The sequence below is a fragment of the Ruegeria sp. YTSA168 genome (genome assembly GCF_059610045.1).
Window position 1 is genome coordinate 177,452 of sequence record NZ_JBXWMW010000004.1, and the last position, 23,031, is coordinate 200,482.

The window sequence follows — 23,031 nt, forward strand, 5'->3', positions numbered from 1 at the left end:
CGACCCTACAAGGCCGCGCCAGCCATCACCAGATACCGAGTGGTGTTTTCGCGCTCGTCACGCAGACAAAGCAAACCGATGGTGTTTTCCGGGTCCAAACGCCGCTTTGAACCACAGCCTGGAGAGCTCGCGCGGGATACCCGCCCGCGCCGCCACACGGTTGCAATCATCCGCCGAATAAGGCCACAGCCCCACGGAAATCTGATCACGTCCTTTACCTTCGGTGCCCAGCACAACCGGTGATGAACCAATCATCCGGTAAATCCGGATCATACGGGCATCAAAGACGCCAGCAATATGGGTCAGGCCGAACCCTTGCATCATCTCACCACCGCTGAGCATGATGGCCCCGGCTGTGTGCGGGCTGGCTGTGCGTGACAAGCAAAAGCGTGTCACCTCCCAGATCAGAGGGCTGCAAATCGGCTCCCCCTCGTTCAGATGCCCGAACACTTCGTTGATCATCACAGGCCCGGTGGTCGGCAACACGCGCATCGAACCGCCATGACTGCCATCGGATTCTTCCCAAATGACATAGAGCGGGTTCAGATCATCGTATTGATCCCGCTCTTCCCCTTTTGCATTTACGTGAACGTCCCAACCCAACCGGGTTTTGAACTGATCCGCACGATCCAGAAACATCCCCTCGGCCAGAGTCGGAAATTTATGCAGCTCGTCAGCATACAGATAACGCAACATGACTTTTTCCCCTTGTCGTCCTGTGCAGGAACGAAAGGGGTACAGAGTCGTGGTTAATTATCTGTTCTCAGGACGTGCGGGGCTTAAACCACTATTAATCCTCGGCTAAGCGCCGTGGCGATAGCATGGGTTGTGTTTTGCGCGCCCAGCTTTGCGCGGGCGCTTTCAATATAGACCCGCAGCGTATGTTCGGAAATCGACAGGGAATGCGCCACCTGCGCACGGCTATAGCCCAAAGCCAATAACGTCATCGCGTCGATCTCACGCGGGGAAAGGCTACGTGTCGATTCGGGTTGCCGGTCCGTTTCAAACTCCAGCGCTTTGCGGTTGATGAAGTGGGCCACCAGAATCAATTCGCGCCCGTAATCTGCAATGAAGTTCTGCCAGGTTTTATCGTCACAACTGTGATTGACGGTAAACAGCGCGAACTGACCATTAGGCCCCCGGATCGGGATCGAATATCCCTGATTGCCAACCCCATGATCCAGCGCGTCCTGCAAAAACGCTTTTGAAACTTTACCGGACCAGTCTAGGGCCTTCCAATCGACCGGGTGAAATCGTTGGAAACAGCCTAGAATAACAGGGTCAATGCGGTGATAGTTTTTGTCACGATACCGTGCGTCCCAGGCATCGGAATAGGTTGTACAGCCGTATTGATCTCCGGCCCCGTCAACCCAATGGTATGTCAGATGTTCGACCTTCAGATGGTCGCGTAGTCGAAAGGCAACGACGCTGAGCTCATCAAGCGTGCTGGTGTTTTCCAAATCCTGCAGGATCTGACTCAAATCGAGTTCTGTTGCCATCCGCCGGCGCCTGTGCCTCATCCTTGATGGACGCGATCTCGGCGGCGGCAATCAGCCGGGTGTCATCCAACTGTTCAGCCAACGCGGTCAACCCATTCGCAACTGCGAACGCGTTGAGGTCCGACAATACGTCCAAAATCCACTCATTCTGCGCCATCAGGGTCTCTCTGAAACAGTTAACGAACAGTTAACACAACCATAACATGTATGATCTTTTTCGGCATATTCACTGGTTTCTACTCCCCAAAAGCAGCGAGGGTCGGTTTGGCAACTTATTGAAAGCCTTCAAACTGGTTCCAAAAAGTAGAGCACCCGCGAACCGAAACGGTGATTCGCGGGTGCGGAAAGCGTACTTGCGGATATCTTAAGCGCGCGCGTCCAGAACCTCTTCCAACGTGCGCATTCCAGTGCGCGGCGCCTGAACAAGGACCGACATATTGCCAGGTTTGTGCTCGTTTCGCAGCATTTTCATATGCGCCTCGGGCAGGTCGTTCCACGTGAACACTTCGGACATGCACGGATCCAGACGACGTTCGACCATCAGCTGGTTCGCCGCTGCCGCCTGTTTCAGATGCGCAAAATGTGAGCCCTGCAGGCGTTTCTGATGCATCCACATGTAACGCACGTCGAAGGTGCAGTTGAACCCGGTGGTTCCGGCGCAGATCACAACCATACCGCCCTTTTTCACCACGAAGGTCGAAACCGGGAACGTGCTTTCACCCGGATGTTCGAACACCATATCGACATTGTTGCCTTTGCCGGTGATGTCCCAGATTGCCTTGCCAAACTTGCGGGCCTCTTTGAACCACTCGGCATATTCAGGGGTGTTCACCGTGGGCAATTGACCCCAGCAGTTGAAATCCTTGCGGTTCAGAACCCCCTTGGCACCCAGCCCCATGACAAAGTCACGCTTGCTTTCGTCCGAGATCACGCCGATCGCATTCGCTCCTGCTGTATTGATCAGCTGGATCGCATAAGAACCCAAACCACCCGACGCACCCCAGACCAGAACGTTCTGCCCGGGTTTCAGATCGTGCGGCTCATGACCAAACAACATCCGATAGGCAGTGGCCAGCGTCAGCGTATAGCACGCCGCCTCTTCCCATGTCAGATGCTTCGGGCGCGGCATCAACTGTTGCGCCTGTACGCGGGTGAACTGACTGAACGAGCCATCCGGAGTCTCATAACCCCAGATTCGCTGGCTGGGCGAGTACATCGGATCGCCGCCATTGCATTCCTCGTCATCGCCATCGTCCTGGTTGCAGTGGATGACCACCTCATCGCCCACTTTCCAGCGCTTGACCTTGTCACCAACGGCCCAAACGATTCCCGACGCATCCGAACCCGCAATGTGATACGGGGCTTTGTGGCCGTCAAACGGGCTGATCGGCTGGCCCAGTGCAGCCCAGACTCCGTTATAGTTGACGCCCGCCGCCATCACGAGGACCAGGACCTCGTTGCTGTCCAGCTCGGGCACATCGACCACTTCCTGCTGCATCGCAGTATTTGGTTCTCCGTGGCGCTCTTTGCGGATCGCCCAGGCGTACATCTGTTTGGGCACAAACCCCATCGGAGGGATTTCCCCCATCTCATAGAGGTCCTTTTCGGGTGCCTCGTACGACGCGATACCACTTTCGGTGTCCAAAGCCATGCTGGCCTCCTTCTCTCAATACCTTTGCCGCGCCGCAGAATCGTGCGCGTCTCAAGATGTGAATATTGACCACTAAGTAATATTGCAACCGTTTTTGCGTGTAATTTGTAATTTTATGACCCTGCGGGTGCAGAAATTTCCTTTGCACCTGCAGTATTGCCAGAATCTACACGCGCCGGAACCGACGCCGCATAGTAGTTTTGAAGATCAACGCGTTGATCTGAGAGGCTGAGGATGCCCTGATCGCGGCGCAAGATCCGACGCTCGACCAATTGATCCAAAGCGTCGCTCACCGCGTCGTCATCTTCGGGCAGCAGATCATCATCTGCCTTCATTAACGCTGCAATGCGCGCTTTCAATTCCTGCTCTGACAACGGGCCCTGGTCACGCAGCAACGCACAGGCAGCCGGTGCCGGGACTACAGGGATCGCAGCGCCAATTCGCTGCATGAGCTCGCGGGCCAGATCTGTCATCAGATCACTCCGGCCCTCCTCACTGAACTGTTTCAACGAAATCGGCCGGCCATATCTGACCGATGCCATTCCAAACCGCTTGTACCGGCCAATCAAGCGACGCCAGATCTGTTTCAAAATCCAGCGTGTGATCACCCCGATACGGGCCCGAAATCGCCGCTCAGCCCCCAATGCGGCACGGGTCAAGATCGTATCCTCTAGAACCCGGTCGTAATTCAGCGCGACGGGAACAAAGACCACATCCCGCCCTTCTGCCGAAGTCCCGTCGATGATGTATTTCAACAGCCCCAGCTTTGGCCGCCCCAAAGCGCCGGTCAGGCTAAGCCCCCCTTCCGGGAACATCGCTTGTGTCACCCCGGCCTCGGTCGCATGGCGGACATAGCTGGCCAGCACCTGACGATACAGGTCACTGCCAGATTTGCGACGGATGAAATAGGCCCCCATGGCCCGTATCAGGCGGCTGAGCGGCCAAACCCGCGCCCATTCCCCAACCGCATAAGACAGCGCCGATTGCCGTGCAGCCAGATAGGTGACCAGCACATAATCCATGTTGCTGCGATGGTTCATGACAAAGACCACTGTCGCCTCAGGATCAATCTTCTTGATCGCGGCTTCGTCCGTATAGCTGAGGCGGACATCATAGAACGTATTGCTAAGCAGGCGGGCAAGACGAATGGCGAAGCTGAAATAGACGAAGGTCGAAAAAGACGGCGCGATCTCACGCGCGTAGCGACGCGCCTGTTCAAAGGCGACCGCTTCGGGGATGCCTTCTTCATGCGCATGCTGCTGAACGGCCTGACCAACCTGCGGGTCATAAATCAGCCGCTGGATCATGTCATGCCGCCTTGCCAGCTTGAACGGCTGGATCGGTCGCTGCAGGCGTTGGTTCAACCGGGATACAGCCCGTTCCAATCGACGCCGAAAGAACCAGCGCACCGAGGGGAACAGAAAATGCGAGGCAAAGGTAACCATGGCGAAAACCACGATCAACAAAAAGAGCCACAGCGGAAGTTCCACAGTCTGAGTCATGCCAGCACAGTGCCACTAATCGGAACGGCTCACAATCTGAACAAATTTGAAATGCCGCAACGCAGCGAATTGACATAGCCCGAAAATTGCGCTTTAGAACCCCGAGACGTAATTTTGTTACTTTTTAATATGCGAGGCCCACCAATGACGCAGACGCAGAAAGACCGCCCCTGGCTGATCCGCACCTATGCTGGTCATTCCACCGCCAAAGCGTCGAATGCCCTGTATCGCGGCAACCTTGCCAAAGGTCAGACTGGCCTGTCGGTGGCCTTCGACCTGCCCACTCAGACTGGCTATGACAGCGACCATACGCTGGCACGGGGCGAAGTGGGCAAAGTGGGCGTACCGATCTGCCATCTGGGTGACATGCGGGTTCTGTTCGACCAGATTCCGCTGGAACAGATGAACACCTCGATGACGATCAATGCGACAGCCCCTTGGTTGCTGGCCTTGTACATCGCGGTGGCCGAGGAGCAGGGCGCGGATGTCTCAAAGCTGCAGGGCACGGTTCAGAACGACCTGATCAAGGAATACCTGAGCCGTGGCACGTATGTCTGCCCGCCCAAACCGTCGCTGAAGATGATCGCGGATGTGGCCGAGTATTGCTATACGCACGCGCCGAAATGGAACCCGATGAACGTGTGTTCCTATCACCTGCAAGAGGCAGGCGCGACGCCGGAACAGGAACTCGCCTACGCGTTGGCCACCGCCATCGCGGTGCTAGACGAACTGCGCCCGCGCGTCCCCGCCGAAGATTTCCCTGCTCTGTGCGGGCGGATTTCTTTCTTTGTGAATGCAGGCATCCGATTTGTCACCGAGATGTGCAAAATGCGCGCTTTCGTCGACCTTTGGGATGAAATCCTGCAAGACCGCTATGATGTCGAGAACCCCAAATTCCGCCGGTTCCGCTATGGTGTTCAGGTAAACTCGCTGGGTCTGACCGAGCAGCAGCCAGAAAACAACGTCTACCGCATCCTGATCGAGATGCTGGCCGTGACCCTGTCGAAAAAAGCCCGTGCCCGTGCCGTGCAGTTGCCCGCGTGGAACGAGGCGCTTGGCCTGCCGCGCCCGTGGGATCAGCAATGGTCGATGCGAATGCAACAGATTTTGGCCTATGAAACCGACCTGCTGGAATATGGCGATCTGTTTGATGGAAACCCCGCCGTCGATGCCAAGGTCGAAGAACTGAAGAGCGGCGCGCGTGCCGAACTGGCGAACCTGGATTCGATGGGCGGTGCCGTCGCCTCGATCGAGTACATGAAGTCCCGCCTTGTGGATTCCAACGCCGAACGCCTGAACCGAATCGAGCGCAACGAGACAGTTGTTGTGGGTGTGAACAAGTGGATCGAGGGTGAACCCTCGCCCCTGCAAACCGAAGATGGCGGCATCATGGTTGTTGATCCGGCTGTCGAGCAGGAGCAGATCGACCGCCTGAACGATTGGCGCGCTGAACGCGACGATAGCGCGGTTGCTGTCGCCTTGGCCGCGCTGCGCGAGGCTGCGCAGAACGGCACCAATGTGATGGAACCCTCAATTGCGGCCGCAAAGGCAGGTGCCACCACCGGCGAATGGGCCGAAGAAATGCGCAAGGTCTATGGCACCTATCGCGGCCCGACCGGGGTATCAGGATCGGTCTCAAACAAAACCGAAGGCTTGGACGACCTGCGCGCCGCAGTTGATGCGGTCAGCGACAAGCTGGGCCGTCGCCTGAAGTTCCTGGTCGGCAAGCCCGGGCTGGATGGTCATTCGAACGGGGCTGAACAAATCGCCTTCCGTGCGCGAGATTGCGGCATGGACATCAGCTATGAGGGCATCCGCCTGACGCCCGAAGAGATTGTGACCGCCGCCGCCGAGGATGAAGCGCATGTCATCGGGTTGTCTATCCTGTCCGGCAGCCACTTGCCGTTGGTCGAAGACGTCCTATCCCGCCTGAGCAAGGCTGGTCTGGATCACATACCAGTCGTTGTTGGCGGAATTATCCCGGATGAAGATGCAGTGAAGCTCAAGGCCATGGGTGTCGCCAAAGTCTATACCCCTAAGAATTTCGAACTGAATTCGATCATGGGGGACATTGTCGACTTGGTGGATCCGCAAAACCTGGCCGCAGAATAATGGACATTTAATCCAATAAATTCCCCGTTTCTATTCCCAATTCTTTGGGGGTAAGGTATCGCGTTGTGTGAATTCGCGCGCGCCTTTGCGTGCGGCACCAAAATACCGGACGGAGAATACCAATGGGGATCAATCTTGAAGAAATGTCGCGGAAAGAGCTGTTGTCTTTGCGTGATAACGTCGAAAAAGCGTTGACCAATGCTGAAAAACGCGAACGCAAAGAAGCCCTGAAAGCGGCGGAAAAAGCCGCGGCTGAATTTGGTTTCTCGCTTTCTGAATTGTCCGATGATGCGCCTCGCGCAGCAAAAGGCACCAAGGCAAAAGCGAAATACCGCAACCCGACCGATCCGGCACAAACCTGGTCCGGTCGTGGCCGTAAACCGCAATGGATTCATGATGCGCTGAAATCTGGTGCAGATATTTCCGATTTGGAAATCTAAGCGGGGCAGGTGCCGAAATGACAATTCATATTGGCGCGGAAAAAGGCGAAATCGCAGAAACCGTTCTTTTGCCCGGCGATCCATATCGGGCAAAATGGGCGGCTGAAACGTTTCTTGCCGACGTAAAGCAAGTCAATAATGTTCGGGGCATGCTGGGCTTTACCGGCAGCTGGAATGGCCATGCGGTAACGATTCAGGGCAGCGGCATGGGCATGCCGTCCCTGTCGATCTACGTAAATGAACTGATCCGGGACTATGGTGCCAAAACGCTGATCCGGATCGGGTCATGCGGCGGGATGCAGGACAGTGTGAATGTGCGCGATGTCATTCTGGCGATGACGTCGACAACGCTCAGTACGCCTTCACGCGGCATCATGAAAGAGCTGAACTTCGCCCCCTGCGCAGATTGGGGCTTACTGCAAGCGGCCGCTGTGGCAGCCAAAGCAAAGGGTACGCTAACCCATATCGGCGGCATCTATTCATCGGATGTGTTTTACGATGAACGCCCTGATCTGAACGAACAGATGGTGCGTCATGGTGTGTTGGGCGTCGAGATGGAAGCCGCTGAGCTGTATATCCTCGCCGCGCGGCACAAATGCAGAGCCCTGGCCGTCCTGACGGTGTCTGATCATCTGCTAACCGGTGAGGCCCTGCCCTCGTCCGACCGCGAAAGCAGCTTTGGCGATATGGTCGAAATTGCACTGCACGCCGCTTTTCCGGACGCAGGCTAAACCTGAACGGGCAGAGTACGCCTCTGCCCGGTTTCTATTTGCCCAAAGTCTGCCGTAAGCACTGCGTTGGGCTATCCACGTCTTCCACCTTCGCGCCACAATAGGCGCAGACCCACAGACCTTGATCGCGATGCTGCCGCCATCGGCATTCTCGCGTCAGTGAGGACGTGCGGGAGCGCCATAGGAAATATGCAAAGACCCCGGCGGCCAGAAGAAGCAATAGAATGGGCATGCATCTGTTTCGCCCATTCTATCCATTGATGGCAAGCCGTCAGGCTGCGTTTGCATACTCAAAAAGCTCGGGCTCACGCGGCTGAACAGCCGCCGGCTCGGGCGTGTAGTAGGCCCATGCCTGTTCAAGCATTTCCACCGCCTCCTTGGCGGTTGGTTTTGGGGTTTGTGGTGTTGTTTTCATCGGAGTGATCCTGAGTTGATCCCATCACTCCTCCCTAAGGCAAATCTAGGGTGTTTTGCGCCCGTCGACATCGGTTGATTTCGCAACAGGGACATGCGCTTGCCGCAACTCGGCAAGCGCGATTTTTCGGTCAAACCGAACGTTCAACCATCATCTTTTTGATCTGCGCAATCGCCGCCGCCGGGTTCAAGCCCTTGGGGCAGGTCTTAGCGCAGTTCATGATCGTGTGGCAGCGGTACAGCTTGAAGGGATCTTCAAGCTCATCCAGACGCTCACCCGTGGCTTCATCGCGACTGTCGATGATCCAGCGATACGCATGCAGCAACGCTGCGGGGCCGAGATAACGGTCGCCGTTCCACCAGTAGCTGGGGCACGAAGTCGAGCAACTGGCGCACATCACACACTCATACAGGCCATCAAGTTTCTTGCGGTCTTCGATCGACTGCTTCCACTCTTTCGCGGGGCGGTTGGTCTTGGTTTCCAACCACGGCATGATCGAGGCATGCTGGGCATAGAAATGCGTCAGGTCGGGGATCAGGTCCTTGACCACCGGCATATGCGGCAGCGGATAGATTTTCACGTCGCCCTTGATCTCGTCCATGCCATAGATACAGGCCAACGTGTTGATCCCGTCGATATTCATCGCGCAGGAGCCACAGATGCCTTCGCGGCACGAGCGGCGGAAGGTCAGCGTCGGATCAATCTCGTTCTTGATCTTGATCAGCGCGTCCAGGATCATCGGACCGCAGTTATCCATATCGACAAAATAGGTGTCGACCCGCGGGTTTTGCCCGTCATCCGGGTTCCAGCGGTAAATCTGGAACTTGCGCAGGTTTTTCGCGCCGTCCGGTTTGGGCCAGGTCTTACCGGTTGTTATCCGGGAATTCTTGGGCAGGGTCAGTTGAACCATGTCAATTCTCCATTCAGCCTGTCCGGGCGCGATCAGATGCGCCGCGATTGTGGTGCCCCCAATGGGCAATGTTCACGTCAAAATCCGGAGACAGCCAGTCGGCAATCGCCTGTGGCGCGTCCCGGTCGATATCAAAGCGCAGAAACCGTGGGTTTCCTGCGAAATACTCCTGCACCTCAGCATGGTGCACGTCATACATACGGCGCCATCCTTGCTTGACTTCGTCGGCGGTCTGGCCGTTGGCTTTGCAGCACCGTTCCAGATATCCGCCATTGCTGTGACGCGCGCGTGAGCCGATCCAATCGTCCGCGTTACGCGTATTCAGCAGGAAATAGGCATCTGGGTAAGCCGCATGCAGTTCGCGAAAAAACCGTGTGCCATCCAGCATGAAGCGCGCGTTCACAAAGGAAATATCTGTAAACGCCCGAACTGCACCAAACCCATCCAGCGGTTTGCGGCCCATGGCAATGCTGGTCATCATACGATGCGCCAGATTATCGCCCTGCTGATCCACCCAATGCACCGACGAAATACCACTTTCCTTAAACAGCCTGTGGAACGAGGTCGTCGCGCAGCGGTTCAAACCGATCAGAATGATTTTCGGATCGGTTTGAGCAGAGTGCAGCACTTCGACCGTCATGAGCGCCTCCGAGCACTAAACGATGCCAGACGGCCCGAGGTCAGGGCGTTGTTCTTGGGTATGAGGCGTTCGCACACCATTGCCTGGTCAAAACGCTCCTTAGAAGGTCCGCGCCTTGGGCGCGATTTTCTTGAGGCTGATGCCGCCTTCGGCTTCGGTGCTCAGCGGGTCGACGATGACCGGACGATAGCTGAGGTCGACCTTGGTGCCGTCAACACGGCTAACGGTGTGGACACGCCAGTTCTTATCATCCCGTTCGCTGAAATCCTCATGCGCGTGCGCGCCACGAGATTCCTTGCGCGCCTCAGCACCGACAATAGTGGTCAGAGCATTTGGCATCAGGTTGGTCAGCTCCAACGTCTCCATCAGGTCGCTGTTCCAAACAAGCGAGCGGTCGGTGACTTGCAGATCGTCCATCTTGGCGGCAATCGCGGTCATCTTTTCGACCCCTTCAGCCATGGTTTTGGCGGTCCGGAATACGGCTGCGTCAGCCTGCATGGTTTTCTGCATTTCAAGCCGCAGATCGGCGGTTGGGATCGCGCCACTGGCGTTACGCACCGTATCAAAGCGATCAAAGGCCTTATCGACGGAAGCCTGGTTCAGGACCGGGTTCGGAGCCTCAGCATCGACAACCTTACCAGCGCGGATCGCAGACGCGCGTCCAAAGACCACGAGGTCGATCAGCGAGTTCGAGCCCAGACGGTTCGCGCCATGGACCGAGGCACAGCCAGCTTCACCCACGGCCATCAGGCCCGGCACAACGGCGGTCGGATCTTCGGCAGTTGGGTTCAGAACCTCACCCCAATAGTTTGTCGGAATACCGCCCATGTTGTAGTGCACGGTGGGCAGAACCGGGATCGGTTCTTTGGTGACATCCACGCCCGCAAAAATCTTGGCGCTTTCCGAGATACCGGGCAGACGTTCGGCCAGAGCTTCGGCAGGCAAGTGCGACAAGTTCAGGTGGATGTGATCCCCTTCCGCCCCAACGCCTCGACCTTCGCGGATTTCCATCGTCATGGAACGGCTGACATAGTCGCGTGGTGCCAGATCCTTGTACTGGGGCGCATAACGCTCCATGAACCGTTCACCTTCGGAGTTGGTGAGGTACCCGCCCTCGCCGCGCGCGCCTTCGGTGATCAGGCAGCCCGAACCGTAGATGCCGGTCGGGTGGAATTGCACAAACTCCATATCCTGCAGGGCCAGACCTGCGCGCGCCACCATACCACCGCCGTCGCCGGTGCACGTATGGGCCGAGGTTGCGCTGAAATACGCCCGGCCATAGCCGCCGGTCGCCAGCACCACCATCTTGGCGTTGAAGACATGCATCGTACCGTCGTCCAGCTTCCAGCAGACGACACCCTGACACTGCCCATCCTCGGACATGATCAGGTCGATGGCGAAATATTCGATATAAAACTCGGCGTTGTTCTTCAGCGACTGCCCATACAGAGTGTGCAGGATCGCATGGCCGGTCCGGTCGGCAGCGGCACAGGTGCGCTGCACGGCGGGGCCTTCGCCAAACTCGGTCGTGTGGCCACCGAACGGGCGCTGATAAATCTTGCCTTCTTCGGTCCGACTGAACGGCACGCCGTAATGCTCCAGCTCATAGACCGCCTTGGGCGCTTCACGTGCCAGGTATTCCATTGCGTCGGTATCGCCCAGCCAGTCCGAACCCTTGACGGTGTCATACATGTGCCACTGCCAATGGTCCGGGCCCATGTTGGACAGCGACGCGGCGATCCCGCCTTGCGCTGCAACCGTGTGCGAGCGGGTCGGGAAAACCTTGGTCACACAGGCCGTACGCAGACCCTGCTCCGCCATACCCAGCGTTGCGCGCAGACCGGCGCCGCCTGCCCCGACAACCACGACGTCATATTCGTGGGTTTCATATTCATATGCTGCTGTCATTATCTCTGATCCTTACCGCGCGTCGTCACAGGGCCAGCTTGACGAGGGCAAACAGCCCCGCAGCCATCAGCGTGTAGCCAAACGCCCACATCGCAACGAGTGTGATCTTTTCCGCGATCCCGTGCACGTAGTCCTCGATGGTTTCCTGCGCCTCATACATGAGTTGCAACAGACCAACGACCAGTGTCAGTGCAGTGATGATGGCCGGGAAGGGTCGGGCGAAATAGGCCAGAACCTCTTCGTAGGTTCCGCCGATGCCATAACCAAAAGTGAAGATGAACAAGGGCACCAGAACGGTCAGGATCATCGCCCGAACCATGGTGCGCCAATGGGTTTGAGTTCCGGATTTCCCGGCACCCAAGCCTTGCGCGCGCTTGCGGTCGGTAAGGTATTGCATCGCCATCCTCCTTACACCAGCGCCATGGTGATGATGGTCAGAACCGTCGCCCCGACAAACATGCCGACGCCCAACTTTTCGGACACCGCAACATCCAGGCAATAGCCGAAATCCCAAATCACGTGGCGCAGACGGCCCAGCGTGTGATACCACAGCGCCCAGACACCACCAGTCAGGATGAGCTGACCAAACCAGCTGCGCAGAAAGCCATCAATGCCAGCAAATGCGGCCTCAGACGTGGCAGCGGCAAGCAGCCACCAGACCACCAGTGCCGCAATAGCGAACACCGCAAGACCGGACAGTCGAACCATGATCGACGATATCGAGGTTATCTGTGGGCGATAGATCATTATATGTGGCGAGAGCGGGCGGTTGCCCCGATTGACATCGGCCATGGCGGCTCCTCTTACTTTGGCTACTTGTCGTTTTACCCGTTTTTGGTGCTCTGTCACGTGCTGCACCCGCAAAAACAGGTAAAATTGCCGCAAAAGGGGCGATTTCTTCAAAATGTGATCACGCAAATAAAAGCTGTGATCACAAATAGTATTTAACACTGCCTATGTTAGCGATTTCAGTAGGAAAGCAATGTGATCACGAATCTGCCTTCCCTATTTCAAGTCGGCGGATTGCTGTGTGACCTCCCGCAGCAGCTTTTTTCGAATACGTTCAGGGTAATCTGCAAATCCGGCGGCAGACACAACAAAGGCACCCTCGCCCACAATGACGTTTTCAAAGAAGTAGGCCGTCAGATCAGGTTCAGATTCTTCGATGGCAATCGCATTCACGATTATGCCATGGGCACGCAGCAGCGGGTGAATCTGTGAAGGCTCAACTCCTTCATTCGAAACCCCATCGCCAGAGATATCAATCAACAAACGTTTGCAATCTTCCACAGCATCAAAGCTGGCCAGCGTCATCTCCAACGCTTCGCCAATTGCCGTTGAGAAATTCCGCCAGATACGCGGATCTTGCGCGACCTGGCTGGCAAACCCATCCAATGCGTCGAAACTGTCGATCCGGGTCCAGGGGATGGTCACACGTTGGCGCCACGCGCCGGTCCATTGCACCAGCATCAACCGCGCCTGCCCGCGCACCAGCGCTTCGGACACAATCGGGTCGCGCAACCCCGCCGCCAGCCCATCCATCTGGATGCGATATTCGTCACTGTCGACCGACCCCGAAACATCCACTGCCAAAGCCAATGCCAGATCGCAAGACCAAGCGGGCGGTGTTAAACACAGGCAAGCGATCAAGGCGCGAAACAGGATCATAGCAGTACCCTAGCATGTATCGCAGGGTCTGCACGAAATCACATTGGCATGAGCGCCCAGTAGTCCAGATCCAGCAGAACCTGCGGCTGATACTTGCCGTCGTCATTGCGCAGCTCAAACGGCGCGCCGCCTTTTGTGGCAACCAACCGCAAGCGGATAGCCCCAACGCCGGGAACGCTGGTTTCGGCTTTGTCTAAAACCTCGGACCACGCTTTGATGGTTTCACCCGCAAAACAGGGGTTCGCATGGGCCCCACCGTTCAGGCCAACAATCATCTGCGCATTGGCCAACCCGTTAAATGACAACGCCCGCGCCATCGAGATCACGTGACCGCCATAAATCAATCGCCCCTCGGGCCGGAAGGTCAGATCAAAATGCACCTTGGCGGTGTTCTGCCACAGGCGTGTGGCCAGCATATGCTCGGCCTCTTCTACGGTGACACCATCCACATGGTCTATCGTTTCACCGATCTCATAGTCACCCCAGCGATGGGGCTCACCCGCCAGCGTGAAATCGTAGTTCGAGAAATCCAGGCCCTCGGGGATCACCAGATCTTCCGGTGCCAAAACCTTTTTCAGGTCCGGCACAACGGTTTCCGGTGCGGGCGTATCCGGGCTCGACTTTCGAACCATGACCCAGCGCACATAGTCGATCACAACCTCGTCCAGCTGGTTCAGACCACGGGTGCGCACCCAGACCACCCCGGTTTTGCCGTTGGAATTCTGCTTGACCCCGATCACCTCAGAGACCGACCTTACAGTGTCACCGGGATAGACCGGTTTTATCCAACGCCCCTCGGCATAGCCCAGATTGGCCACTGCGTTCAGCGAGATATCCGGAACAGTCTTACCGAACACCACATGAAACGCCGCCAAATCATCCAGCGGGCTTTCTTGTAGACCACAGGACCGCGCGAACTCGTCCGAGGAATAGAGCGCGTGGCGCGCCGGATAGAGCGCGTGATACAGCGCCCGCTCCCCATCCGTCACGGTACGGGGCACCGCATGGGGCAAGACCTGCCCAACGGAATAGTCCTCGAAAAAGCGGCCCGGATTGGTTTTTGCCATTATTGCTGTCCCAGTTTCATGTCAGGTGAATAGTCGCCCTCGACCTCTTTGGTCACGGCCTGCGCACAACGCATGACACCGTTTTTCGCGTCAAACGCGTAGGATGGGTCGCCATACAGGTCCCAGCCTTTGGCCAGCGCATCTGATACTTTGTGGCAGAACGCGGAGGTGTCTTCCTCGGTCAGCAATCGATAGAGCTTTGCCATGACTGGTTCTCCTTATCCGCCGAACGGGGATGGACCGACCAGCCCGTGGATATATCCGATGATACCCAGCAGAACGATTGAGGCGCCAAAGAACATCGCATCCTTGCCGTATGTACCGGGCTCACCCGGCGTCCAATCCGGTTCGGATTTGTTGATCACAATGACTTCGACGACGGCCCAAGCCAAAAGACCACCGAACAGGACGATCGAAGCCAGATCGCCATTCACCAGCAAATGCGCAAAGGCCCAGAGCTTGAACCCGCCCAGCATCGGGTGGCGCAGTTTATTGAGCAGGCGGCCTTTCTGGCCAGCCGGGCTCATCATGAAAATCGCGATCAGAACCAGCAGGTTGTTGACGTGGATCAGGAAGGTTGGCGGTGCCCAGACATAGATGAAATCGGTCATGCGATAACCGAAGATCATCAGCAGGATTGAGGCGACCAGCGCCAGCGCCACGACGCCCTTGCCAGCATCGCCCATAGCTGCCCGCTGTTCGGGCATCACGCGTTTGAAAAGATGCGCGGCCCACCATAGTGCCACGCCCAAAATTAGAAGAACAAAGCCCATGCTGGCTTACCCCGCTTGCAAAGCTGAAATCGCCTCTGCTTTTGCCAGAATTTCACGGGCAGTTACAACATGCAGGTTCTCAACGATCTTGCCATCCACAACGGCGACGCCCTGCCCCTGCGCCTCGGTCTCTTCAAAGGCGGCGATCTGGCGGCGCGCCAGATCAATCTCGGCCTCAGACGGGGCGAAGGCGGCGTTGGTCACTTCAACCTGCGCCGGATGGATCAGGGTCTTTCCGTCAAAGCCCATATCCCGACCTTGCGCGCATTCAGCGGCCAGACCCTCGGTATCTTTGAACGCGTTATAAACCCCATCGACGATAATCAGGCCTTCGGCCTTTGCGGCCAGTAGACACAGGCCCAGCGAGGTCATCAATGGCAGACGATCCGGGCGAAAACGGGTCTGAAGCTCTTTGGCCAGATCGTTGGTGCCCATCACGAAACCGGCCATCAGGGGATGGGCGGCAATCTCGGCTGCGTTCAGCATACCGCGTGGCGTTTCCATCATCGCCCAGATCGGCAGATCGTCGGTGATAGCGGCCAGCGCGTCCACATCTGCGGCCGAATTCACCTTGGGCAGCAATACCACATCCGCGTCCATATCGCGCACCGCTTCGGCATCTGCACGGCCCCATTCGGTGTCCAACCCGTTGATCCGAACGATCTTGACCCGCGCGCCATAGCCACCGGCCGCCAGCGCCGCCTTTAGCGTTTCGCGGGCGTTAGGTTTTTCATCGGCGGCGACTGCATCCTCAAGATCAAAGATGATCGCATCCACAGGCAGAGTGCGCGCCTTTTCCAGCGCCCGCTCTTTCGAGCCTGGAATATACAAAACCGAACGATAAGGACGTTGACGCGGGTCCATCGACCTCTCCCTTAGGTAATAAAGTTGCGTGGACTGGGGCATTTTTTTCGAGAAACTTCAAGATCAAATTTGCCGCATCGCAGCATAGGCGCGTATTAGTGACGCAACGCACTTTGGTTTAATCAAATCTCCGGCCCTTGTTCGCAAGCTGGCCCTCGGATCAGACAAATGGGGCCAGAGATGAAGAAATCGCTTTTGAACATGACGATCGGGCTGGGGATCATGGTGCTGGCCGCGCAGCATGTGAGCGCGCAGAACCGCAACTGCGCCCCGCGCCCGGACGTGATCAAACGCCTGTCGGAAGGGTATGGCGAAACACGTAAAGGGATCGGGATTGCTGGCCAGGGCGCGGTGATGGAATTGTTCACCTCTGACGAAACAGGTAGCTGGACGATGACCGTAACGCTGCCAGATGGCACCACCTGCCTTGTCGCCTCGGGTCAGTCCTATGAGACTTTGGCCGAAGCCTTGCCGCCGAATGCCTAAGCCAAAGCGTCCCAGATGAGTTTGCTACCGGTCAGTGTCAGCAGAACATAGGTGATCCTGAAAAACACCTGTTCGGACAACATGAAATGTGCACGCACCCCAAGCCACGCACCGATTAGTGCGAAGGGCGACAGCAGAAGATTGGCCCAGGCGGTATGCCACGTAAAAAGGCCCAGATATGCGTAAGGTACAAACTTAACGATGTTAATGGCCCAAAAGACCAAAACGGTTGACGCCTGAAACTCGGTCTTTGTCAGACGCTGTGACAACAGATAAACGGCGGCAGGCGGGCCGCCAGCATGGCTGACAAAGCTTGTGAACCCGGCCACCAATCCAGCAAACAAGCCGGCCGATGGCGGCAACTGCCGCGTGAAGCCGCCAATCCAATCCCTGGCGCGCGCCACATGCCAGATCACAAAACCAATTGAAATCGCACCGATCAAAAGGCGCAAAACGTCGTCATTGGTCGCGCGATACAGAACCGTTCCCAAAATCACGCCGGGTATTGCCCCCAGCATCAGCAGGCGTGCACTTGGCCAATCCCAGCGCTTCCAGTAAGGCTTCAGCGTCGCCAGGTCGATGATCATCAGGATCGGCAGCATCAGTGCCAGCGCCTGTCCCGGGCTTAGGATGATCGCAAGAATCGATGAAGACGCGAAGGCCACTCCCGAACCAAACCCGCCCTTGGAAATACCCGCGAAGATAACCGCAGGGATCGCCACGGCAAAAAACATAAGATTCAATTCGAACATGTGGCGGCCTGCGAATTGGCTTGTCTCACGAGACGTTTAGCGCAACCATCAGGAGCAAGGCAAATGGTATGCGGTTGCATGCCGCGCCGCACAGGCCTTGCGCTGCGGCGTTTTAGGGACTAGCAAAACCGCGATTTCAAAACCGACCGGAGATATTCCAAATGGCCAGACCCAAGATTGCGCTGATCGGCGCGGGGAACATCGGCGGCACGCTCGCGCATCTTGCAGCTGTCAAAGAACTGGGTGACGTTGTCCTGTTTGACATCGCTGACGGGCTGCCCCAAGGCAAAGCGCTCGACATCGCAGAATCCGGCCCGTCCGAAGGGTTTGACGCGTCAATGTCCGGCAGCAGCGACTATGCCGATATCGCGGGCGCAGACGTCTGCATCGTCACCGCTGGTGTCGCCCGCAAGCCGGGCATGAGCCGCGATGACCTGCTGGGCATCAACCTGAAAGTCATGAAGTCGGTCGGCGAAGGTATCGCCGCCCATGCGCCCGACGCGTTCGTGATCTGCATCACCAACCCGCTGGACGCCATGGTTTGGGCGCTGCGCGAATTCTCGGGCCTGCCCCATAACAAGGTCTGCGGCATGGCTGGCGTGCTGGATTCGGCCCGTTTCGCGCATTTCCTGTCGGAAGAATTCAACGTCTCGATGCGCGACGTCACCGCCTTCGTTCTGGGCGGCCATGGCGACACGATGGTGCCTTCGGTGCGTTACTCGACCGTTGCCGGCATCCCGCTGCCTGATTTGGTTGAGATGGGCTGGACCACGCAGGAAAAACTGGATGCCATCGTACAGCGCACCCGTGACGGTGGCGCCGAAATCGTTGGCCTGCTGAAAACCGGTTCGGCATATTACGCACCGGCTACTTCAGCAATCGAAATGGCCGAAGCGTACCTGAAAGACCAGAAGCGCGTTCTGCCCTGCGCCGCGTACTGCAATGGCGAACTAGGTGTTGACGGGCTTTACGTCGGTGTCCCAACCGTGATTGGCGCCGGTGGTGTTGAGCGTATCGTTGACATCAAACTCAACGAAGACGAGCAGGCCGGTTTCGACAACTCGGTCAACGCCGTTAAGGGCCTGATCGATGCGTGCAAGGGCATCGACAGTTCACTGGCATAAGTCTGCTGAAAGCTTCCAGGAACCGGCCCCCATACGGGCCGGTTTTTTTGTACCCGGTCCATCCGTTATATCGCAAATGTTTGCGCAACCGTCGCAAACCCCCTTTTTTGAATATGTTTTCCGCACGCGCGATGCGAGATTCGAATCAAAACCACGGGCCCTTCTATTTGTGATCACACGCTAAAAAAGCGTGATCACAAATAGTGAAAATCTTCGTGAAAAACCTCCGCCCTGTCAAAAAACCCTTTAAACTTGCCCGCTAGACACCCCTATAACGGTTTAATCGTAGTCAGACGGGACAGTTTCGATGAATATTCACGAATACCAAGCCAAAGCGCTTCTTCGCAGCTATGGCGCTCCGGTCTCCGACGGTCGCGCGGTTCTGCGCGCCGAGGAAGCCAAAACCGCAGCCGGTGAACTGGATGGCCCCCTGTGGGTTGTCAAAGCACAGATCCACGCAGGTGGACGCGGCAAAGGCAGCTTTAAAGAGGCCGATGCAGGCGAAAAAGGCGGCGTCCGTCTGACCAAGTCGGTGGAAGAAGCCGCCGAAGAAGCCAAGAAGATGCTGGGCCGCACGCTGGTCACGCACCAAACCGGCCCCGCAGGCAAGCAGGTCAACCGTATCTATATCGAGGCCGGTTCGGGCATCGAGCGTGAACTGTACCTGGCCCTGCTGGTGGATCGCCAAACCAGCCGCATTTCGTTTGTCTGTTCGACCGAAGGCGGAATGGACATCGAGGAAGTGGCAGCTGCTACGCCCGAGAAAATCCTTTCCTTCTCGGTCGACCCGGCCACCGGCTATCAGGCCTATCACGGCCGCCGCATCGCGTTCTCGCTGGGTCTGCAAGGTGCGCAGGTCAAGCAATGCGTCAAGCTGATGAACCAGCTCTATAACGCCTTCGTCGAGAAGGACATGGAGATGCTGGAGATCAACCCGCTGATCGTCTCAGACAGCGGCGATCTGAAGGTGCTAGACGCCAAGGTCGGCTTTGACGGCAACGCGGTCTACCGCCACCCGGATATTGCCGAGCTGCGCGACACGACCGAGGAAGACCCCAAGGAACTGGAAGCGTCGAAATACGATCTGAACTACATTGCGCTGGATGGTGAGATTGGCTGCATGGTCAACGGTGCCGGTCTGGCGATGGCGACCATGGACATCATCAAGCTGTATGGGGCTGAGCCGGCAAACTTCCTCGACGTCGGCGGCGGTGCCACCAAAGAGAAAGTGACCGAAGCGTTCAAGATCATTACCTCGGACCCGCAGGTCAAAGGTATTCTGGTCAACATCTTCGGCGGCATCATGCGCTGTGACGTCATCGCCGAGGGCGTTGTTGCCGCGGTGAAAGAGGTCGGCCTGCAGGTTCCGTTAGTCGTGCGTCTGGAAGGCACAAATGTCGAGAAGGGCAAAGAGATCATCAACACCTCTGGCCTGGACGTAATCGCGGCGGACAACCTGAAAGACGGCGCCGAGAAGATCGTGAAAGCGGTTAAGGGTTAATCTGACTGATTAGCTTGAGATTTTGCTACACATTGGGAAGCCGCAATGCGAGACAGTGTCAGATCAGTATTCGAAAGCAAGAGTTGGGCTGGCCGGCGTAATGGACCGCGTTCAGGACCCGGATCCACTCTTGCTGCTACTGCGGCCCTGCGCACTGCGCTTCCCCGTATCTTTGTCGACTACAAGATCGGCACCTTTCTTGACGCACCGTGCGGGGATTGGACTTGGATGCAAGATGTGGACCTAAATGGTATCCAATATATCGGGGGCGATATCTCTACGGAAGTTTTGACTGAGGTCAAAGATCAGCATGCAGCACCCGGTCGCGAGTTTATCCATCTGGACATAACTTCGGACGCCTTGCCTAAAGCGGATCTCATGATGTGTAGGGACTGTCTCTTTCATCTAAAATGGTGGTTGAGATGGGCATTCTTCGAGAACTTTGTTGAAAGTGAGATTCCATATCTCATGACTACGATGGACTATGTTCCGCGCAATCCGCGGCTTCAGAGAAATGGAGACTTCAAAAAGTTCAACCCATGTGCCGCTCCGTTCAACTTCCCGGATCCTATCGAAACGGTAAGTGAAACGGGTGAAATCAATCTCAACCCGGATTTTCTGGCAACGCCTGAGGGTCGGAAACAACGCTCTCTTGGAATTTGGTCCAGAGATCAGGTGATCGACACTTTGGAACGGCGTGAAGGTTGATCAAGACGCAAAAACAACTCGCTGTGCCGCAGAAGTCAGAAAACGGCGCGCTAACAACAATCATTACGGAGGCCTAAAATGGCAGTCCTCATCGACGAAAATACCAAAGTGATCTGTCAGGGCTTTACCGGCTCGCAGGGCGCGTTGTGCTCGAGGTGGGCGGGCTGAGGAATGTTTAAGCCATGACCATACCCATCTTCCTCATAGGCCTAGAACGCGCCACCGGACGGGCACGTTTGATGGAGCAGGAGCTGCAAAAGGCGGGCCTGTCGGCAACGCGGGTCAACGCTGTGGACTGCGACGCCGTCACCCGTGAGGATTTTCTGCGGGAGTGTCAGCCAGAAGGACCCTGGGGGTATTTTCATACCAAAGACATGGCCTGCACGCTGAGCCACGCCAAGGCGTGGGAGGCCGTGGTCGCCTCGGGTGCGGAGCAGGCGTTGATCCTTGAGGATGACGTGTTTCTGACACCCGAACTGGCAAATTGGCTGAACGATCCGTCATGGTGGCCTGATGATGCCAATATCGTGCGGTTCGAACGCTGGCGCAGCACCAAGCTGTATGTCGCTTTGGGGCGCGAGCGGAAGCGCCATCTGGGGCGGGACCTCCGCCTGATGCGGTCGCGAAACCCCGGCGGTGCGGCCTACGCACTCACCCGCAATGCGGCGCAGCATTTTCTGGCCCAAAAGCCCTATGACATCACCTTGGACGGGTTGTTGTTCAACCCATCCGCCTCTGCCGCCGCACGGCAGATCAATATCTATCAGGTCGTCCCGGCCATGGTGGAACAGGGCAACGAAGCACCCGGTGAACACCAGATGGGTGCGCCACGTCGTCGACCGACGGGATGGCCTCTGTTACGTCAAAAAATCCGGCGCGGGATTGCCGAGATCGATGGCAGCGCCCGTACCATCGCCAATTTGGCCCTTGGCCGCGCAACGCTCGAAAAAATCACTTACGCGCCGCAGGTTCTGCCGGACGCGCGACCCAATCAAACCAGCATCGCCTAAAGAAAGGGACATCATGGCAGTCCTCATCGACGAAAATACCAAAGTGATCTGTCAGGGCTTTACCGGCTCGCAGGGCACATTCCACTCCGAACAGGCCATCGCCTATGGCACCAAGATGGTCGGCGGCGTGACCCCCGGCAAAGGCGGGATGACCCATCTCGACCTGCCCGTGTTCAACTCGGTCCACGAGGCCAAGCATGTCACCGAAGCCAATGCCAGCGTGATCTATGTGCCGCCGCCGTTTGCAGCGGACTCGATCCTTGAGGCGATTGATGCCGAGATGGAAGTGATCGTCTGCATCACCGAAGGCATCCCGGTTCTGGACATGATGAAGGTGAAGCGCGCGCTGGAAGGCTCAAGCTCGCGCCTGATCGGCCCGAACTGCCCCGGTGTCATCACGCCGGATGCCTGCAAGATCGGCATCATGCCCGGCCACATCCACAAGCGCGGATCGGTCGGTGTTGTGTCGCGTTCGGGTACGCTGACCTATGAGGCCGTCAAGCAGACCACCGATGTGGGCCTGGGCCAGTCCACCTGCGTGGGCATCGGCGGCGACCCGATCAAAGGCACCGAGCATATCGACGTGCTGGAATGGTTCCTGGCCGATGACGAGACCGAGTCGATTATCATGATCGGTGAGATCGGTGGCTCGGCCGAGGAAGAAGCCGCGCAGTTCCTGGCGGATGAGGCCAAGAAGGGCCGCAAAAAACCGACCGCCGGTTTCATCGCGGGCCGCACAGCCCCTCCGGGCCGCCGCATGGGCCACGCGGGTGCGATTGTCGCCGGCGGCAAAGGCGGTGCCGAGGACAAGATCGAAGCCATGCGCTCGGCCGGAATCGTCGTGGCCGAAAGCCCGGCGCAGCTGGGTGAGGCTGTGTTGGAAGCGATTGGGTAAGTGACCAAGGACCGGGCATATGCGTTTAGGGCAGCGCCCGGCCCGAGGGTGGGCGAGAAGCGCCCGCCCTGGGGGGCGGGTCGGGCGCTGCCCGGCGGTACCCGCCGTGCGATCGCTACAATCTTAATCGTATGCTCAGGAACATCCGGCATGGCTCAAAACACTAAGTTTGAGCCCATGGACCAGTTCATCGTGCGAGCTATCCCAGGTGTGCACGCTGCCACGACGGACATATTGGAAGACGACAAAATCGCGTTTACCTACTTTAGCATTCGTGTGGATCAAGAGGAATTGCGAGCGGCGGCTGACACATGGTGCGCACAACTCGATGGAAAAGCTCGTCTGGACTCTGATGTGCGAGCGGGAGGCTATCTT

Annotated in this window: 26 protein-coding genes; 9 read left to right on the plus strand and 17 right to left on the minus strand. The window is 57.2% G+C overall.

What is annotated here, in order from left to right:
• Positions 1 to 57: 57 nt before the first annotated feature.
• The 5 genes from AC2FFE_RS10125 to AC2FFE_RS10145 all read right to left on the minus strand — a co-directional run bounded on the left by AC2FFE_RS10125 (position 58) and on the right by AC2FFE_RS10145 (position 4,652).
• Entirely contained in the window at positions 58 to 696 is a 639-nt protein-coding gene (locus tag AC2FFE_RS10125) for an acyl-homoserine-lactone synthase (protein WP_496846556.1), read from the minus strand.
• 83 nt (positions 697 to 779) lie between these two features.
• Entirely contained in the window at positions 780 to 1,499 is a 720-nt protein-coding gene (locus AC2FFE_RS10130; protein WP_496819039.1) for a helix-turn-helix transcriptional regulator, read from the minus strand.
• A complete protein-coding gene (locus tag AC2FFE_RS10135; protein WP_496819038.1) occupies positions 1,438 to 1,656 on the minus strand; it encodes a hypothetical protein in 219 nt (72 codons plus the stop codon). The genes AC2FFE_RS10130 and AC2FFE_RS10135 overlap by 62 nt, the downstream gene beginning before the upstream one ends.
• Positions 1,657 to 1,863: 207 nt before the next feature.
• Entirely contained in the window at positions 1,864 to 3,150 is a 1,287-nt protein-coding gene (ccrA, locus tag AC2FFE_RS10140) for a crotonyl-CoA carboxylase/reductase (protein ID WP_496819037.1), read from the minus strand.
• A gap of 113 nt (positions 3,151 to 3,263) precedes the next feature.
• Positions 3,264 to 4,652, minus strand: coding sequence for a 1-acyl-sn-glycerol-3-phosphate acyltransferase (locus AC2FFE_RS10145; RefSeq protein ID WP_496819036.1), 1,389 nt, complete (start codon positions 4,650 to 4,652; stop codon positions 3,264 to 3,266).
• A 144-nt stretch (positions 4,653 to 4,796) separates the two neighbouring features.
• On the opposite strand from AC2FFE_RS10145, the gene AC2FFE_RS10150 reads away from it, so the two are divergent.
• The 3 genes from AC2FFE_RS10150 to deoD all read left to right on the plus strand — a co-directional run bounded on the left by AC2FFE_RS10150 (position 4,797) and on the right by deoD (position 7,935).
• Complete coding sequence (locus AC2FFE_RS10150; protein WP_496819035.1) at positions 4,797 to 6,764, plus strand: protein meaA; 1,968 nt, start codon at positions 4,797 to 4,799, stop codon at positions 6,762 to 6,764.
• 122 nt (positions 6,765 to 6,886) lie between these two features.
• Positions 6,887 to 7,204 (plus strand): H-NS histone family protein, encoded by a 318-nt coding sequence (locus AC2FFE_RS10155; RefSeq protein ID WP_496819034.1) that lies wholly within the window; start codon positions 6,887 to 6,889, stop codon positions 7,202 to 7,204.
• A gap of 17 nt (positions 7,205 to 7,221) precedes the next feature.
• On the plus strand, positions 7,222 to 7,935 hold the full coding sequence (deoD, locus tag AC2FFE_RS10160) for a purine-nucleoside phosphorylase (RefSeq protein ID WP_496819033.1): 714 nt from the start codon (positions 7,222 to 7,224) through the stop codon (positions 7,933 to 7,935).
• Between the two features lie 271 nt (positions 7,936 to 8,206).
• Here deoD and AC2FFE_RS10165 read toward each other — a convergent pair whose 3' ends face one another.
• From AC2FFE_RS10165 to AC2FFE_RS10215, 11 genes are all read right to left on the minus strand, one after another.
• Positions 8,207 to 8,350 (minus strand): hypothetical protein, encoded by a 144-nt coding sequence (locus tag AC2FFE_RS10165; RefSeq protein WP_496819032.1) that lies wholly within the window; start codon positions 8,348 to 8,350, stop codon positions 8,207 to 8,209.
• A gap of 130 nt (positions 8,351 to 8,480) precedes the next feature.
• On the minus strand, positions 8,481 to 9,260 hold the full coding sequence (locus AC2FFE_RS10170; protein WP_496819031.1) for a succinate dehydrogenase iron-sulfur subunit: 780 nt from the start codon (positions 9,258 to 9,260) through the stop codon (positions 8,481 to 8,483).
• Between the two features lie 13 nt (positions 9,261 to 9,273).
• Complete coding sequence (locus AC2FFE_RS10175) at positions 9,274 to 9,900, minus strand: sulfotransferase (protein WP_496846557.1); 627 nt, start codon at positions 9,898 to 9,900, stop codon at positions 9,274 to 9,276.
• Positions 9,901 to 9,999: 99 nt separating this feature from the next.
• Positions 10,000 to 11,808: a succinate dehydrogenase flavoprotein subunit gene (sdhA, locus tag AC2FFE_RS10180; protein ID WP_496819029.1), complete on the minus strand. Its 1,809-nt coding sequence runs from the start codon at positions 11,806 to 11,808 to the stop codon at positions 10,000 to 10,002.
• A gap of 25 nt (positions 11,809 to 11,833) precedes the next feature.
• On the minus strand, positions 11,834 to 12,205 hold the full coding sequence (locus AC2FFE_RS10185) for a succinate dehydrogenase, hydrophobic membrane anchor protein (RefSeq protein WP_496819028.1): 372 nt from the start codon (positions 12,203 to 12,205) through the stop codon (positions 11,834 to 11,836).
• Positions 12,206 to 12,216: 11 nt separating this feature from the next.
• A complete protein-coding gene (gene sdhC, locus AC2FFE_RS10190) occupies positions 12,217 to 12,600 on the minus strand; it encodes a succinate dehydrogenase, cytochrome b556 subunit (RefSeq protein ID WP_496819027.1) in 384 nt (127 codons plus the stop codon).
• A 213-nt stretch (positions 12,601 to 12,813) separates the two neighbouring features.
• Positions 12,814 to 13,476 (minus strand): DUF1194 domain-containing protein, encoded by a 663-nt coding sequence (locus AC2FFE_RS10195; protein WP_496846558.1) that lies wholly within the window; start codon positions 13,474 to 13,476, stop codon positions 12,814 to 12,816.
• Between the two features lie 38 nt (positions 13,477 to 13,514).
• Entirely contained in the window at positions 13,515 to 14,543 is a 1,029-nt protein-coding gene (locus AC2FFE_RS10200) for a MaoC family dehydratase (RefSeq protein WP_496819025.1), read from the minus strand.
• Positions 14,543 to 14,749: a DUF1737 domain-containing protein gene (locus tag AC2FFE_RS10205; RefSeq protein ID WP_496819024.1), complete on the minus strand. Its 207-nt coding sequence runs from the start codon at positions 14,747 to 14,749 to the stop codon at positions 14,543 to 14,545. Before AC2FFE_RS10205 ends, AC2FFE_RS10200 begins: the two co-directional genes overlap by 1 nt.
• A gap of 12 nt (positions 14,750 to 14,761) precedes the next feature.
• Complete coding sequence (locus AC2FFE_RS10210) at positions 14,762 to 15,316, minus strand: NnrU family protein (protein ID WP_496819023.1); 555 nt, start codon at positions 15,314 to 15,316, stop codon at positions 14,762 to 14,764.
• A 6-nt stretch (positions 15,317 to 15,322) separates the two neighbouring features.
• Positions 15,323 to 16,180 (minus strand): HpcH/HpaI aldolase/citrate lyase family protein, encoded by an 858-nt coding sequence (locus tag AC2FFE_RS10215; protein WP_496846559.1) that lies wholly within the window; start codon positions 16,178 to 16,180, stop codon positions 15,323 to 15,325.
• Positions 16,181 to 16,360: 180 nt separating this feature from the next.
• On the opposite strand from AC2FFE_RS10215, the gene AC2FFE_RS10220 reads away from it, so the two are divergent.
• The gene (locus AC2FFE_RS10220) at positions 16,361 to 16,666 is read left to right on the plus strand and encodes a hypothetical protein (protein WP_496846560.1); all 306 of its coding nucleotides are present in this window, start codon (positions 16,361 to 16,363) and stop codon (positions 16,664 to 16,666) included.
• On the opposite strand, the gene AC2FFE_RS10225 is transcribed toward AC2FFE_RS10220, so the two are convergent.
• Positions 16,663 to 17,418, minus strand: a complete 756-nt coding sequence (locus AC2FFE_RS10225; RefSeq protein WP_496846561.1) for a sulfite exporter TauE/SafE family protein — start codon at positions 17,416 to 17,418, stop codon at positions 16,663 to 16,665. The two genes, AC2FFE_RS10220 and AC2FFE_RS10225, sit on opposite strands and share 4 nt — an antisense overlap.
• A 161-nt stretch (positions 17,419 to 17,579) precedes the next feature.
• On the opposite strand from AC2FFE_RS10225, the gene mdh reads away from it, so the two are divergent.
• The 5 genes from mdh to sucD all read left to right on the plus strand — a co-directional run bounded on the left by mdh (position 17,580) and on the right by sucD (position 22,656).
• Positions 17,580 to 18,542, plus strand: a complete 963-nt coding sequence (mdh, locus tag AC2FFE_RS10230) for a malate dehydrogenase (protein WP_496819019.1) — start codon at positions 17,580 to 17,582, stop codon at positions 18,540 to 18,542.
• A 307-nt stretch (positions 18,543 to 18,849) separates the two neighbouring features.
• On the plus strand, positions 18,850 to 20,043 hold the full coding sequence (sucC, locus tag AC2FFE_RS10235) for an ADP-forming succinate--CoA ligase subunit beta (protein WP_496846562.1): 1,194 nt from the start codon (positions 18,850 to 18,852) through the stop codon (positions 20,041 to 20,043).
• Positions 20,044 to 20,271: 228 nt separating this feature from the next.
• Positions 20,272 to 20,751: a hypothetical protein gene (locus tag AC2FFE_RS10240; protein WP_496846563.1), complete on the plus strand. Its 480-nt coding sequence runs from the start codon at positions 20,272 to 20,274 to the stop codon at positions 20,749 to 20,751.
• A 182-nt stretch (positions 20,752 to 20,933) separates the two neighbouring features.
• The gene (locus AC2FFE_RS10245) at positions 20,934 to 21,761 is read left to right on the plus strand and encodes a glycosyltransferase family 25 protein (protein WP_496846564.1); all 828 of its coding nucleotides are present in this window, start codon (positions 20,934 to 20,936) and stop codon (positions 21,759 to 21,761) included.
• A 13-nt stretch (positions 21,762 to 21,774) separates the two neighbouring features.
• Entirely contained in the window at positions 21,775 to 22,656 is an 882-nt protein-coding gene (sucD, locus tag AC2FFE_RS10250) for a succinate--CoA ligase subunit alpha (RefSeq protein WP_170350627.1), read from the plus strand.
• Positions 22,657 to 23,031: the final 375 nt, after the last annotated feature.

Excerpts from the sequence above, each read along its gene's own strand:
- mdh (WP_496819019.1), top strand. The coding sequence starts at position 17,580 with ATGGCCAGACCCAAGATTGCGCTGATCGGCGCGGGGAACATCGGCGGC.
- AC2FFE_RS10135 (WP_496819038.1), bottom strand. The coding sequence starts at position 1,656 with ATGGCGCAGAATGAGTGGATTTTGGACGTATTGTCGGACCTCAACGCG.
- AC2FFE_RS10195 (WP_496846558.1), bottom strand. The coding sequence starts at position 13,476 with ATGATCCTGTTTCGCGCCTTGATCGCTTGCCTGTGTTTAACACCGCCC.
- AC2FFE_RS10150 (WP_496819035.1), top strand. The coding sequence starts at position 4,797 with ATGACGCAGACGCAGAAAGACCGCCCCTGGCTGATCCGCACCTATGCT.
- AC2FFE_RS10215 (WP_496846559.1), bottom strand. The coding sequence starts at position 16,180 with ATGGACCCGCGTCAACGTCCTTATCGTTCGGTTTTGTATATTCCAGGC.
- AC2FFE_RS10130 (WP_496819039.1), bottom strand. The coding sequence starts at position 1,499 with ATGGCAACAGAACTCGATTTGAGTCAGATCCTGCAGGATTTGGAAAAC.
- deoD (WP_496819033.1), top strand. The coding sequence starts at position 7,222 with ATGACAATTCATATTGGCGCGGAAAAAGGCGAAATCGCAGAAACCGTT.
- AC2FFE_RS10205 (WP_496819024.1), bottom strand. The coding sequence starts at position 14,749 with ATGGCAAAGCTCTATCGATTGCTGACCGAGGAAGACACCTCCGCGTTC.
- AC2FFE_RS10220 (WP_496846560.1), top strand. The coding sequence starts at position 16,361 with ATGAAGAAATCGCTTTTGAACATGACGATCGGGCTGGGGATCATGGTG.
- AC2FFE_RS10245 (WP_496846564.1), top strand. The coding sequence starts at position 20,934 with ATGACCATACCCATCTTCCTCATAGGCCTAGAACGCGCCACCGGACGG.
- AC2FFE_RS10155 (WP_496819034.1), top strand. The coding sequence starts at position 6,887 with ATGGGGATCAATCTTGAAGAAATGTCGCGGAAAGAGCTGTTGTCTTTG.
- sdhA (WP_496819029.1), bottom strand. The coding sequence starts at position 11,808 with ATGACAGCAGCATATGAATATGAAACCCACGAATATGACGTCGTGGTT.
- AC2FFE_RS10240 (WP_496846563.1), top strand. The coding sequence starts at position 20,272 with ATGCAAGATGTGGACCTAAATGGTATCCAATATATCGGGGGCGATATC.
- AC2FFE_RS10165 (WP_496819032.1), bottom strand. The coding sequence starts at position 8,350 with ATGAAAACAACACCACAAACCCCAAAACCAACCGCCAAGGAGGCGGTG.
- AC2FFE_RS10170 (WP_496819031.1), bottom strand. The coding sequence starts at position 9,260 with ATGGTTCAACTGACCCTGCCCAAGAATTCCCGGATAACAACCGGTAAG.
- AC2FFE_RS10145 (WP_496819036.1), bottom strand. The coding sequence starts at position 4,652 with ATGACTCAGACTGTGGAACTTCCGCTGTGGCTCTTTTTGTTGATCGTG.
- ccrA (WP_496819037.1), bottom strand. The coding sequence starts at position 3,150 with ATGGCTTTGGACACCGAAAGTGGTATCGCGTCGTACGAGGCACCCGAA.
- AC2FFE_RS10200 (WP_496819025.1), bottom strand. The coding sequence starts at position 14,543 with ATGGCAAAAACCAATCCGGGCCGCTTTTTCGAGGACTATTCCGTTGGG.
- AC2FFE_RS10185 (WP_496819028.1), bottom strand. The coding sequence starts at position 12,205 with ATGCAATACCTTACCGACCGCAAGCGCGCGCAAGGCTTGGGTGCCGGG.
- AC2FFE_RS10210 (WP_496819023.1), bottom strand. The coding sequence starts at position 15,316 with ATGGGCTTTGTTCTTCTAATTTTGGGCGTGGCACTATGGTGGGCCGCG.
- AC2FFE_RS10225 (WP_496846561.1), bottom strand. The coding sequence starts at position 17,418 with ATGTTCGAATTGAATCTTATGTTTTTTGCCGTGGCGATCCCTGCGGTT.
- sucD (WP_170350627.1), top strand. The coding sequence starts at position 21,775 with ATGGCAGTCCTCATCGACGAAAATACCAAAGTGATCTGTCAGGGCTTT.
- AC2FFE_RS10175 (WP_496846557.1), bottom strand. The coding sequence starts at position 9,900 with ATGACGGTCGAAGTGCTGCACTCTGCTCAAACCGATCCGAAAATCATT.
- sdhC (WP_496819027.1), bottom strand. The coding sequence starts at position 12,600 with ATGGCCGATGTCAATCGGGGCAACCGCCCGCTCTCGCCACATATAATG.
- AC2FFE_RS10125 (WP_496846556.1), bottom strand. The coding sequence starts at position 696 with ATGTTGCGTTATCTGTATGCTGACGAGCTGCATAAATTTCCGACTCTG.
- sucC (WP_496846562.1), top strand. The coding sequence starts at position 18,850 with ATGAATATTCACGAATACCAAGCCAAAGCGCTTCTTCGCAGCTATGGC.